Source organism: Nonomuraea sp. NPDC049378 (genome assembly GCF_055586745.1).
This window is the reverse complement of sequence record NZ_JBVJHP010000008.1, coordinates 316614-328831: the sequence shown is the minus strand read 5'-3', so window position 1 is coordinate 328831 and position 12218 is coordinate 316614. Positions and strand designations below refer to the sequence as shown.

Genomic DNA, 12218 nt, shown 5'->3' with positions numbered 1-12218 from the left:
TCCCTACGAAAGTTGAGCTATCTCTGCTCGCTGGCGCCGAAACGCCTGGACAAGATGGACAGGGCGAGGATCACCAGGCAGTAGAGCAGGCTGGTGGCGGCCGCCCGCTGCAGGATCCCGTTGTCGAAGTCGTCGAAGATCACGATCGACAACAACCGCGTGTCCGACGTGAAGAGGAACAACGGCACCGTCAGCTCGCGCATCGACAACATGAGCAACAGCAGGAAGGTCGAGGTGAGACCGACCCGCAGCAGCGGCGCCGTGATGGTGGCGATCGCCCGGGTGCGGGAGGCGCCGTGCATCACGGCCGAGTCCTCCAGGTCGCGGTCGACCTGGCCGATCGACGAGGCGACCCCGCGGAACCCCTGCGGCATCTGCGCCGCGACGAACGCGATCACCATGACGGCGAGCGTCCCGTACACCGGGATCGGCATGATCAGCCACGTCCACAGCAGGCCCAGGCCGAGCACGATCGCCGGGATCGCCAGGGGCAACATGGACACGTACTCCAGCGGCTGGCGGCCCGGCAGCTTGGTGCGCTGCACCACGTACGCCACCGCGAACGCCAGGAGGGTGCCGAGCAGCGCCGCCGCGACCGACACCACGACGCTGTTGACCGTGGCCCGCTGGGCGATGCTGGAGTCGAGCACGTCGGTGAAGGCCTCGACGGTGAACGCGTCCGGCTTGCCGAACGCCCCGAGCACCGTGCCGATGTACGGCGAGTCGTGCAGCGCCACGAACAGCAGCGCGAGCACGGGAAGCACGGTCGACAGGACGAAGTAGCCGAGACCGGCCAGCAGCGCGGGCAGCCGCCAGCCGCCGAGGTCGATCCGGCGCGGCTTCATGCCCTTGCCCGAGACGGTGGTGAAGGTGCGCCTGGCCAGCATCCGCCGCTGCAGCGCGGTGACGACCAGCACGACGACGACCAGGGCGATCGCCACCGCGGCCGCCTCGTTGCCGCGCGACGGCGTCGAGTTCATCAGCCGGTAGATGTACGTGGGCAGCGTCTCCACGCCGGCGGCCCCGCCGATGATCTGCGACACCGGGAAGTTCTCGATGGTGAGCACGAAGATCAGCACGGCCGCGCCGAGGAACGCCGGGGTGACCAGCGGCAGGGTGACCCGGCGCAACACCTGGCCGAACGGCGCGCCGTGCACGTTGGCGGCCTCCTCCAGGTCGGGGTTCATCAGGCTCAGCGCCCCGTGGATCAGCAGGAACGCGTACGGCGCGTAGTAGAGCGCGAGCACCACCATCAGGCCGGCGATGTTGTTGATGTCGACGAACCCGGGCAGCCCGAGATCCCGCAGCGTGATGTTGGCCAGCCCGGCGTTCTCGCTGCCCAGCACCGACCACGCCAGCGCGCCCACGTAGGACGGCAGCAACATCGGCAGCAGGCCCACCAGGTAGAGGAATCCGCGCGCGTACACGTTGGTGCGGGCGGTGACGAAGGCCAGGAAACCGCCGATGAGCAGGGCCAGCGCGGAGGCTCCGAGGCCCACGGCGAGCGAGTTGAGCGCCGCCTTGAAGGAGCCCGCGCTCGCCACGTTGACGAAGTTGTCGAGGGTCAGCCCGCTCAGGTCGAAGTTGCCGGGCCGTGGGGTGTCCGACGCGAACGCCGACAACACGACCAGCCCCACGGGCGCGAGGATCAGCAGGGCGAGCAGCGCGAACAGCACCGCGGGCAGCGACAGCTCCCGCAGCAGGCGGCGGGCGCGTCCCGGCAGCCCCGCCGGCCGGTTCCGTACGGGCCTCTCGGCGGTCTGTGACGTCATCACGCGGCCACTTCCGCGGGCAGCACCCGCATCGCGCGGGCCGGCAGCGACACGGTGACGGCGTCGTTCATGCCGAACGGCGGCCCGGCGGACTTCATCTGGACGGCGTCCAGCTCCAGCCCGTCGCCGACCCGGACGCGGTAGGCGACGGTGGAGCCCTGGAACGCGAAGCTGACGATCGTGCCCGGCAGCGCGTTGACGTCACCGGCGCCGCCCGCGGCGAGCAGGACGTCCTCGGCCCGGACGCAGAGCCGCAGGGTTCCGGCCGCCTCGTACGGCTCGACCTTCAGCTTCTGCCCGGTCGCCGTCAGCTGGACGCAGGTGGCGTCCTGCGGGGTGACAGGGATGACGTTGTCGACCCCGAGGAACTCCGCGATGGAGGCGCTCTTCGGGTTGGCGTAGATCTCGTGCGGCTCGCCGATCTGCACGATCTTGCCCGACTGCATGAGGGCGATCCGGTCGGCCAGGGCCAGCGCCTCGTCCTGGTCGTGCGTGACGTACAACGAGGTCAGTCTGAGCCGCAACTGCAGCTCGCGCAGCTCCATCCGGAGCCGGTGGCGCAGCCGGGCGTCCAGGTTGGACAGCGGCTCGTCGAGCAGCAGCACCGACGGCTGCATGGCGAGGCTGCGGGCCAGGGCGACCCGCTGCATCTGGCCGCCGGACAGCAGGCTGGCCCCGCGCTCGGCGAGGTGGTCGAGGCCGACGAGTTCGAGCGTCTCGTGGACGGCCTGGTCGATCTCCGCCTTCTTCCTGCCTTTCATCTTGAGCGGGAAGGCCACGTTCTCGAAGACGGTCATGTGCGGCCAGATGGCGTACGACTGGAACACCATGCCGACGTTGCGCTTGTTCGGCGCGCGGTTGATGCCCCTGCCGCTGTCGAAGACCGTCTGGTCGCCGATGGTGATGACGGCCGACGCCGGCGTCTCCAGGCCCGCGATGCAGCGCATGGTGCTGGTCTTCCCGCAGCCCGACTGGCCGAGGAGGACAAGGGACTCCCCCTCGTTCACCGTCAGGTCGAGGTCGGACACCGCGACCGCGTCGCCGTACTTCAGGGTGAGCCCGTGGACGTCGACCTTCATGGGGAGCCCTTCTCGTCGGCCGCGCGGAAGCCGTGCAGGTCGTAGGAGAGCCCGCCCGCGAGGTACTGCTCGCGCGCCTTGGCCTCCTTCGCCTCGCGGGCCTGGCCGGCCGCCACCACGTCGTCGATCCGCTCGGCGGCGACGACGGCCACGCCGTCGCCGTCCATGAGCACGGCGTCTCCCGGGCGGATCAGCGTGCCGCCGACGACGGCGGGCCGGTCGATCGCGCCGCGGTGCGCCTTGGCCGCGCCGCGCACCCGGATCCACCGGGCCCAGATCGGCAGGCCGAGCTCGCGCAGCGTGTCCGCGTCGCGCACCGAGGCGTTGATCAGCAGGCCCGCCGCGCCCTGGGCCTTGAACTGGGTGGCGAGCAGGTCTCCGACCACCGCCACGGGCACCGGGTTGTCCATCGTGAGCACGACGACGTCGCCGGGACGGGTGCGGGCGGCGGCCTCGTGCACGGCGCGGTTGTCGGCCGGGCCGCACACCGCGATCCGCGCGGGGCCCGCGACGGCGGTGCCGGGAATCAGCTGGACGAAGTCCTCGTCGACCAGGCCCTGGCGGCCGGACGCCTCGTACACGGTCGCCACGCCGAGGCGGGCCAGCTCGTCGAACCTGTCGTCGCGCCCGCTCACAGCGCCCCCACCACGTTCGGGACGATCCGCTGGAACGCCTCCGCGTGCCGGATCGCCTTGTCGCCGGTGACCTTGCGGGCGTGGTTGGCCCGGTGCCCGGCGCGTTCGGTGTAGTACTGCTTCAGGTACGCCTGCGCGCTCATCGCGTCCATGGCCTTGGCCTTCGCCTCGAACACCTCGGTGATGTCCACGAACACCGTGGGGACGAACCCGCACAGGTCCGGCTGGTGCGGCTCGAACACCAGGAACTCCGACGGCGGCGCGGTGCGGAACCCCGCCTCGACGACCGCGCCGGAGGTGAGCAGCCGGGCCTGCGAGACCACCTGGTAGGCCACGGGGTGGTCGGGGTTGAACGGGTCCTTCTCCGGGTGGGTGAGGACGACGTGGGGGGCGTAGTCGCGCATCAGCTCGGCGAGCCTGTCGATGGCCTCGCCGCCCGCGCGCAGCGGGTAGTCGCCCAGGTCGAAGCATTCATAGCTCGCGCCGACGGCCTGCGCCGCCTCGGTGGCCTCGGCGTGCCGGATCCGCTTGACGTTCTCGACGGTCTGGCCGGGCTCCTTCCATAGCTCGCCGGACTCGCCGCGCTCCCCGTACGAGAGCGTCACCACGCGGGCTTCGCCGCCGGCCAGGGTGTGCTTGGCGATGGCGCCCGCGGCGCGCCAGACGAAGTCCGCGCTGTGCGCTCCGACGACCAGCATTCTTCGTACGGTCATGTCTTGGACAGCCCTTTCGTGGTGGAGGGGGACGGTCAGTCCAGCAGTGAGGCGAGCCAGCTGCGGGAGGCTTCCATGACCCAGGAGGGCCGGCCGAGCTCTGCGAGGTAGCCTGCGGCGTCCTCGACCTCGTGCACCCGCCGGGCGGCGTGCACCTTGCTGCCCTCGACCAGCCGGTCGATCAGCTGGTCGACGTCGCCGGAGAGCTCGGCCACGATCTGCGCCCGCAGCCATTCCTGCTCGCCCGCGGCGACGGCGGCCGTCTCGCACTCCAGCATCAGCGCGGCCATGCCCTTCATGAAGACGCTGCGCAACAACTTCCTGGCGGCGGCCGCACCCGCTCCGCCGGGGATGTTCTCCACGGGCACGGCGGCGGGCCGCACGAGGTCGGCGAACGTCCCGGCGCCGGTCCCGCTGGCCATCAGCGGGGTGCGCGCGCCCTGCCGGGGCACGGGCGCCAGCACCGCGACGTCGGCGAACCGGACGTCCTCTGCCGCGGCGAGCTCCGCCAGCGTGCGCTTCAGGGCCGGAGAACCGGTGTTGAGGTCGGCGTAGATAGCATGTTTCGGACAACCAGGAAGAGCCTGCCGGGCGACCGATTCCGCGGCGCGGGCGCCCACGAGGCTGAGGACGAGGTCGGCGCCGGCCACGGCCTCCTCCACGGAGGACACCTGCTCCACGTCGTCGCCGGCCTGCGCGTACGGATCGAAGCCCCGCACGTCGAAGCCGGCTGCACGCAGGTCACGTGCGTAAATCCGACCGGCCTCACCCAGTCCCAACATCGCGATCTTTGTCACGCCGACTCCCGACCATCCTGTCGATGAAACAGTAGCCAGAATTGTTGACAATTTGATGGCCAATGTCAACCCTATTTCGGTCGAATGACCGGCGGATTTCCGGACCTGGTCGCGGGCATTCCCCCGAGCCGGGCCCCGGCTCATGGGCCCCGGCGTCTGCCGGCCACCCCACCGGCCGCGACCCGCGATCTTGAAGTCCTGGCGGCGGGCGTCAGGACCCGGCGATCCTCAGGCTCTCCGGGACGATCTCCTCGTACGACGGGAACCGGTCGATCAGGCCGGTCTCGCGGTGGAACTCGACGGCGGTGTCGTAGGAGGCCCGGGCGAAACCGTGCGGTTTCGTTGAGCACGCCGACGTCAACGCAGCCCGGAGTAACAATCTGTGCGACAACCGCCAAGAGGCGGGCGGGCCGGGCGATTACCGCAACGACGTTCCCGCCGGTCGGGGATTCGTCGCCTTCAGGGCCTCGATCACGCTGGTGAGGTGGCGGCGGACCGCCCGCTCGGCCGCCCGGGCGTCACCGGCGCAGATCGCCTCGATGATCGCCAGATGCTCCGGCAGCGAGACGGCGGGGCGGCCGGGCTGGAGCGCCAGGCGGAACTGGTGGCGCACGCCCTGCGCGCGCAGCCGCTCCAGGACCCGCTCCGCGGTGCCCTGGCCGCTGAGGTCGCGGATCCGCCGGTGCAGCAGCTGGTTGGCCTCGGAGTAGCCGAGCACGTCGCCCATGGCCACGGCCGCCTCCATCCGGGCGCCGATCCCGCGCAGCTCCGCCGCGTCGGCGGCGGTCGCCCGCCCGGCCGCCTTGGCCGCGCACAGGCCCTCGACCACCATCCGCACCTCGGAGATCTCGATCGCCTCCTCCAGGGAGACGGTCCGCACCCGCGCGCCACGGTTCTGCACGCGCTCCACCAGCCCTTCGTTGGCCAGCTGGAGCAGCGCCGCGCGGACGGCGCTGCGGCCGGCGCCGAAGCGCGCGCTCAGGTCGGCCTCCACCAGGCGCTGGTCGGGCACGTATTCGCCCCTGACGATGGCATCGCGGATCTCGCCGAGCACGGCGTCCGCGTCGCTCTCCCCCCGCCGGGCGGGCACGGGCCCAGCCGGAGCCGCGGCACCGGCCCCGGACGCACCCAGGTCAGCCGACAAGTCCAGCTCCCCCCGTACCATCGCTCATCCGCTGAGATGTCAGCGATATTGTCACCAATCGTGCCCAGCAGCGTAACGGCTGACCGGGCAAGGGAAGTATCACCTTTCCGGTGGACGGGAGGGCGCGGCCGGCGCCCGCGCGTGCTCAGGCCGGGCGCCGGCGCCGTGCTCGGAGGTGCCCGCAGGCCGCGCGAAGCACTTAGTCCGATCGGAGGCGAAAGTGCTCCAGCCAACGAAATTGGGGCCTCCTTGGCCGGCGGAAGCCGGGTTACATTCACGGTGCTTCGCTCTCTCTTGACCCCCCGAGCAGACCGAAGGGAGAGGCGTGACTCCTCCGCTTCCTGAAGGGAGCGGCTTCTCGCTGAGCCGCTTCCGCAGCCTGGCGAAGGGCGAGCCCTGCCCCCGGGATGTTGACCGCCGCGTTCGCGTCGGCGAGCGCGGCCTGCCCGCACGCCGTACAGGCGAACCCGGCCCACCTCTCATCACGCTCGGTAACAACAACGTCACGATATCTGCTGGCGCCGACAAACAGGAAGGGCATCCGTGATGCGCGGACCCGACAGGTCAGGGCATGCTCGGGCCTTGGCGCCCCTCCCGCTCCCCATTCCCCCGTCGCCTCAGGGCGACGGCCCCCTCAGGAGGATCTGATGGGAACGAGAACCGTGATCGCGGCCATCGCTGCTGCGGCGATCCTCCTGTCGGGCGCCACCACGAACGCCGCCGCGACCGCCACCGCGCCGGCCGCTGCGCCGGCCTCCGGGACGTCCGGAGGCGCGGCCCCGCCGCCCGACGACCAGTTCCAGAAGGTGACGCTGAACGACCATCCGGGCGAGCCCATGGACCTGGCGGTGTTACCGGACTCGCGGGTGCTGCACACCACCAGGAAGGGCGAGGTCTGGCTGCACGACCCCGAGACCGGCCTCAACACCCTGGCCGCGCGGCTCGACGTCTACCAGCACGACGAGGAAGGGCTGCAGAGCATCGCCCTCAGCCCCGGCTTCGGCCAGGGATCGAAGAAGGACGACTGGGTCTACCTCTACTACTCCCCGCCGCTCGACACCCCCGTCGACGACCCGGCCACCCCCGACGTCAACGAGGGCGACGCCCCGCTCACCGGCACGCCGGACGACTTCGCGCCCTTCAAGGGGCTGATCCGGCTGTCCCGATTCCGCCTCACCGGCGACACGATCGACCTGCGCACCGAGCAGCGCGTCCTGGACGTGCCGGTGGACCGCGGCATCTGCTGCCATGTCGGCGGCGACATCGTGTTCGACGCCCAGGGCAACCTCTACCTGTCGACCGGCGACGACACCAACCCGTTCTCCTCCGACGGCTTCACCCCGATCGACGAGCGGCCCGACCGCAACCCCGCCTTCGACGCCCAGCGCAGCTCCGGCAACACCGACGACCTGCGGGGCAAGATCCTGCGCGTCAAGGTCCGCGCGGACGGCTCGTACACGATCCCGCGCGGCAACCTCTTCAAGCCCGGCACGCCGCGCACCCGGCCGGAGATCTACGCGATGGGCCTGCGCAACCCCTTCAGGATCGAGCTCAACCGCTCCACCGGGGACCTGTACGTGGGCGACTACTCCCCCGACGAGCAGGAGGCCGACCCCCAGCGCGGCCCGGCGGGCACGGGCAAGTGGACGACGATCCGCAAGGCCGGCAACTACGGCTGGCCGTACTGCGCGACGGCGCGGCTCCCGTACGTCGACTACGACTTCGCGACCGGCGCGTCCGGCGCGGCGTTCGACTGCGCCGCGCCCGTCAACGAGTCGCCGCACAACACCGGCAGGCGCGAGCTGCCGCCGGTCGTGCAACCGCAGGTGTGGTACTCGTACGGCCCTTCGGCGGAGTTCCCGCAGCTGGGCACCGGCGGCATCGGCCCGATGGCGGGCCCGGCCTACGACTACGACCGGCGTGACACGCACGGACGCACGGCGGTGGGCTGGCCGAAGCACTACGACGGCGTCCCGCTGTTCTACGAGTGGACCCGCGACTACGTGAAGGCGTTCCACCGTGACGGGCGCATCGAGGACGTGCTGCCGTCGCTCGTCTTCGACAACCCGATGGACATGGAGTTCGGCCCCGACGGCGCCCTCTACGTGCTGGAGTACGGCGACGGCTATTTCCAGGAGAACGAGGACGCCCAGCTGGCGCGCTACGACTACATCGGCAACACCGGCAACCACACTCCCGTCCCCGCGGCCACGGCGTCGGTGACGGCCGGCCACGCGCCGCTCGCCGTCGCCTTCACCGCCGACGGCACCACCGACGCCGACGGCGACCGGCTCAGCTACGCGTGGGACTTCGACGCCGACGGGCGGGTCGACTCCCGCCGCGCAGAGGGGTCGTTCACGTACGAGGAGAACGGCCTGTACGAGGCCACGCTGAAGGTCACCGACCGGCACGGCAGGTCGGCGGCGACGTCGGTGCGGATCGTGGTGGGCAACGCCACGCCGGTCGTGGAGCTGGTCAGGCCCGTGGACGGCGACCCGTTCACGTTCGGCGACGTGGTCGAGTTCGAGGTGCGGGTCACCGATGACCAGGAGGTCGACTGCGCCGACGTGACCGTGGACTACATCCTCGGCCACGACGACCACGGCCATCCGCAGACGACGGCCCGCGGCTGCACCGGCTCCATCCAGACCACCGAGCCGAGCGGGCACGACCCGGAGACCGACGAGCTGACCGGCGTCTTCGTCGCCACCTACACCGACCCCGGCGGCGATCTGCCGCCGCTGACCGGCACCGACAGGGTCGTGCTCCAGCCCACGCGATAGGAGATCCCCATGTGTTACGGCTACGGCCCCAGCAGGCGCTCGCTGCTGGCTGCGGGACTCGGGCTCGGGACGGCGGCCATCGCCGGCGCCGCCTCGCCCGCCGCCGCCACGCCGCCCCACCACCACCGCAAGCACCGCATCCCGCCGGGCCAGATCAGCATGCAGCTCTGGACGGTGCGCGACGACCTCGCCCAGAACTACGACGCCACGCTCACCTACCTGGCCGAGATCGGCTACCCCAAGGTCGAGCTGGCGCTGGGCTATTTCGGCCGTACGGCCAAGCAGCTGCGTGAGTTCCTCGACGGGATCGGCATCCGCTCCACCTCCAGCCACGACGACATCAGCGCCGACGACGCCGGGCTGGAGACCAAGATCGAGAACGCGCTGACGCTCGGCCAGTCGTTCATGGTCGTGCCCTACCTGAACTCCGACAGCGAGGACCAGTGGAAGGCCTGGGCCGAGCGCATGAACGTGGAGGCGGCCGCCGCGCGCAAGGCCGGGCTGCGCTACGGCTACCACAACCACGCCCACGAGTTCACCATCGACCTCGGGGGCGGCAGGACGCCCTGGGACGTGCTCACCTCAGAGCTCGATCCGCGCCTGGTCCACCTGGAGATCGACCTCTACTGGGCGGTCACCGGCGGCGTCGGGCGCGGCGAGCGCGATCCGGTGCGTTTCACGCTCGACGTGATCCGCCGGGCGCCGCAGCGGGTCCTGCAGTTCCACGTCAAGGACCGGCATCTCGACGGCGACATGGCCGACCTCGGCGCCGGGACGATCGACTTCCGGCGGATCTTCGACAAGCACCGGGTGATCGAGTACATCGTCGAGAACGACACCCCCGACGTGACGCCCCGGCGTACGGCGGAGGTCGGGTACCGCTACCTGCGGAAGGTGCGGTTCTAGGGACGCCGGGCCCCCACCCGCTCGGGTGGGGGCCGGCTCGGAAACGCGGCGGAAACGGCCGCTGGTGCACAACTGAGAAGCCCGGAATTTCCGGCACACCGCGGTGTCGTCTCCGCGGTGCGTTCCTTCCGAAGGACTTCGAGTTGTGAATCGCACGACAGCGGCCGGCATGACCGGCATGACCTTGGGAGCTCTGCTGACGGGCTCCGTCGCCCTCGCCTCGCCGACCGCGGCGGTGAGCGCCTGGACCAAGCCCTCCGCCGTCGATTGGGCGACGTGCCCTGCGATTTCGGACGACGAGCTGGGCAGGAAGTTGTCCGAGGAGCAGCTCGCCAAGGCCAGGCAACTGGTTGACCGCATGGAGTGCGGAACCATCAGCGTCCCCCGTGACTACGACGACCCGCGCGGCGAGCAGATCACCGTTGCTCTGACCAGGCTGAAGGCCACCGACCAGAAGCGCCGGCTCGGCACCATGGTGCTCAACCCCGGAGGACCGGGCGGCAGCGGCTATCTGATGCCCGTCGAGTTCGTCGCCACGGGCGTCGAGCTGGACGACCGCTACGACCTGATCGGATTCGACCCTCGGGGTGTGGGCCGGAGCACCAAGGCCGACTGCTCCGGCGGCGGCCAGGGCGGACGGCCGCAGCCGGGCCCGGTCACGGAGGAGCAGGCCAGGAAGGCCTACGACCAGACGGTCAAGAAGAACAAGGCGTGCGCCGAGTCGAACCCCGAGCTCATCGGGCAGCTCACCACCGAGAACGCGGCCCATGACGTCGACAGGATCCGCGCCGCGCTGGGCGAGAAGAAGATCAGCTTCTACGGCGTCTCCTGGGGCGGATGGCTCGGCACCGTCCTGCGCAGCATCCACGGCGGCAAGATCGCCCGGATGTGGCTCGACAGCCCGGCACCGCCTTACTCCAGGACGGACGTCGCCACGGAGTTGCGCGCCGAGGCCACCGACCGCAACTTCCGGCGCATGGCCGCCTGGATCGCCGAGCGGGACGACGAGTACGGGCTCGGCACGACCCGCCGGCAGGTGGTGTCGGCGGTGGAGAAGATGCGGAAGTCGTATGACGAGGAGCCTCTGACCTTCACTGACATCGACCTCACCGTGGACGGTGCTCTGATCTCCCAGGCCGCGGGCAGCGCGAGCTTCAACTGGTCCCAGATGGCCCAGGTGCTGAGCGAACTGCGGGACGCCGAAGGGCCGAACGCCCCGCCGACGGTCGGGAAGGTGTTCGGCAGCCCGCCGTCCGGCGCGCCCTCCGGCACCGACAAGACGGCGAACCTCGCGTACCACTGCAACGAGGATCTGGGCGCGCGCTCGTTCGAGTCGGCCTGGAACGCCTACCAGAAGCGCCTGAAGCGCTACCCGGTGATCGGCCGGGCCACCCCCGTCGCGCCGGCGTGCGCGGGATGGCCGCTGCCGGTCAACAAGACGCCGCTCAAGCGCCACGGCGGCTCGTTGATGTTGTCGGGCCACCGGTACGAGAACCTGTCGCCGTGGGAGGGCGTCGTCGCCACGCAGAAGACCATCGGCGGCACCTTGGTGCGCATGGACGACGACGTGCACGGCTCCGCCATCAAGGTGCCCGGCTGCGTCACGAAGGTGCTCGCGTACTTCGAGACCGGCCGGACCACCGACTCCTGCCCCACACGCCCGGAACCGGCCTGACCGGGCGGCTGTCCTCAGGGGTCAGTCGACCTGGAAGGTGGCGACGACCCGGGCCGTGGCGGGGACTGTCTGTGTCGATCTTCTGACCGGGGATCTCGGTGGGCAGCTTGGATTTCAGGTGCACGTTGATGACGTGCAGCCGCCGGCCGCCGCCCTGGTCGAGTTCGACGTGCAGGATGGGCCGCTCGACGGTGATGTCGATGGCCGCCTGGTCGGGCGGAACGGAGGTCACGCTCAGCCGGTGGATCTGCGGCTTAGGCGTGCCACCCATGCTTTGGCGGTGCTCTGTCACGCCTTTGATCTGCGGCGGCGACATGCCGTGCGCGGTCGCCACCCGTCGTCAACCCCCTGACCTGCACAAACACCGTTTTCAATGCGAAGATCGAGATATTTTCCCCAGAAACAGCGCATACTGTATCAATGACGTCAAACCGATCCGCACCTCGGCGACGCCTTCCCGGGAGCCCGTTCAACGTCCCCGAAGTCGCCCCGCCCCCGCTCGAGAGCTTCGTCCTGCAGGACATGGTGAGCCATGACACCTACGGCCTCGGTTCGGTCGTCGGGGTCGAGGAAGGCGTCGCCGTCCTCGTCGACTTCGGCGCCCAGACCCGCCGCATCGCCGCGCCGTACCCCAAGCTCTTCAAGCTCTGAGGCCCCGGCTCGCCTGACCCGGCGGACAGGTGCCGACCGGGGGTGGGCCGCTCAGTGCCCGTG

Annotated in this window: 12 protein-coding genes; 5 read left to right on the top strand and 7 right to left on the bottom strand. The window is 70.6% G+C overall.

Features of this window, described 5'->3' with window-relative positions; genetic code table 11:
- Positions 1–17: 17 nt before the first annotated feature.
- The 7 genes from ACZ6SA_RS19855 to ACZ6SA_RS19825 form a co-directional block, all read right to left on the bottom strand.
- Positions 18–1772: an ABC transporter permease gene (locus ACZ6SA_RS19855; RefSeq protein WP_347647781.1), complete on the bottom strand. Its 1755-nt coding sequence runs from the start codon at positions 1770–1772 to the stop codon at positions 18–20.
- On the bottom strand, positions 1772–2851 hold the full coding sequence (locus ACZ6SA_RS19850) for an ABC transporter ATP-binding protein (RefSeq protein WP_347647782.1): 1080 nt from the start codon (positions 2849–2851) through the stop codon (positions 1772–1774). The genes ACZ6SA_RS19855 and ACZ6SA_RS19850 overlap by 1 nt, the downstream gene beginning before the upstream one ends.
- Positions 2848–3486 carry an RraA family protein gene (locus tag ACZ6SA_RS19845; RefSeq protein ID WP_347647783.1) on the bottom strand — a complete coding sequence of 213 codons (639 nt, stop codon included), beginning with the start codon at positions 3484–3486 and terminating at the stop codon, positions 2848–2850. Before ACZ6SA_RS19845 ends, ACZ6SA_RS19850 begins: the two co-directional genes overlap by 4 nt.
- On the bottom strand, positions 3483–4184 hold the full coding sequence (locus tag ACZ6SA_RS19840; protein WP_347647784.1) for a PIG-L deacetylase family protein: 702 nt from the start codon (positions 4182–4184) through the stop codon (positions 3483–3485). Before ACZ6SA_RS19840 ends, ACZ6SA_RS19845 begins: the two co-directional genes overlap by 4 nt.
- Positions 4185–4234: 50 nt before the next feature.
- Complete coding sequence (locus ACZ6SA_RS19835; protein ID WP_347647785.1) at positions 4235–4996, bottom strand: NAD(P)-dependent oxidoreductase; 762 nt, start codon at positions 4994–4996, stop codon at positions 4235–4237.
- Between the two features lie 211 nt (positions 4997–5207).
- Positions 5208–5357, bottom strand: coding sequence for a hypothetical protein (locus tag ACZ6SA_RS19830; protein WP_347647786.1), 150 nt, complete (start codon positions 5355–5357; stop codon positions 5208–5210).
- Between the two features lie 57 nt (positions 5358–5414).
- Positions 5415–6140 carry a GntR family transcriptional regulator gene (locus ACZ6SA_RS19825; RefSeq protein ID WP_465829426.1) on the bottom strand — a complete coding sequence of 242 codons (726 nt, stop codon included), beginning with the start codon at positions 6138–6140 and terminating at the stop codon, positions 5415–5417.
- Between the two features lie 647 nt (positions 6141–6787).
- Here ACZ6SA_RS19825 and ACZ6SA_RS19820 point away from each other — a divergent pair.
- From ACZ6SA_RS19820 to ACZ6SA_RS19800, 5 genes are all read left to right on the top strand, one after another.
- The gene (locus ACZ6SA_RS19820) at positions 6788–8923 is read left to right on the top strand and encodes a PQQ-dependent sugar dehydrogenase (RefSeq protein WP_465829424.1); all 2136 of its coding nucleotides are present in this window, start codon (positions 6788–6790) and stop codon (positions 8921–8923) included.
- A 9-nt stretch (positions 8924–8932) separates the two neighbouring features.
- The gene (locus ACZ6SA_RS19815; protein WP_465829422.1) at positions 8933–9829 is read left to right on the top strand and encodes a sugar phosphate isomerase/epimerase family protein; all 897 of its coding nucleotides are present in this window, start codon (positions 8933–8935) and stop codon (positions 9827–9829) included.
- Between the two features lie 145 nt (positions 9830–9974).
- Positions 9975–11504, top strand: a complete 1530-nt coding sequence (locus tag ACZ6SA_RS19810; RefSeq protein ID WP_465829420.1) for an alpha/beta fold hydrolase — start codon at positions 9975–9977, stop codon at positions 11502–11504.
- 55 nt (positions 11505–11559) lie between these two features.
- Positions 11560–11856 carry a hypothetical protein gene (locus ACZ6SA_RS19805; RefSeq protein ID WP_465829418.1) on the top strand — a complete coding sequence of 99 codons (297 nt, stop codon included), beginning with the start codon at positions 11560–11562 and terminating at the stop codon, positions 11854–11856.
- A gap of 68 nt (positions 11857–11924) precedes the next feature.
- Positions 11925–12155 carry a hypothetical protein gene (locus ACZ6SA_RS19800; protein ID WP_347647793.1) on the top strand — a complete coding sequence of 77 codons (231 nt, stop codon included), beginning with the start codon at positions 11925–11927 and terminating at the stop codon, positions 12153–12155.
- The last annotated feature ends 63 nt before the right edge of the window (positions 12156–12218 follow it).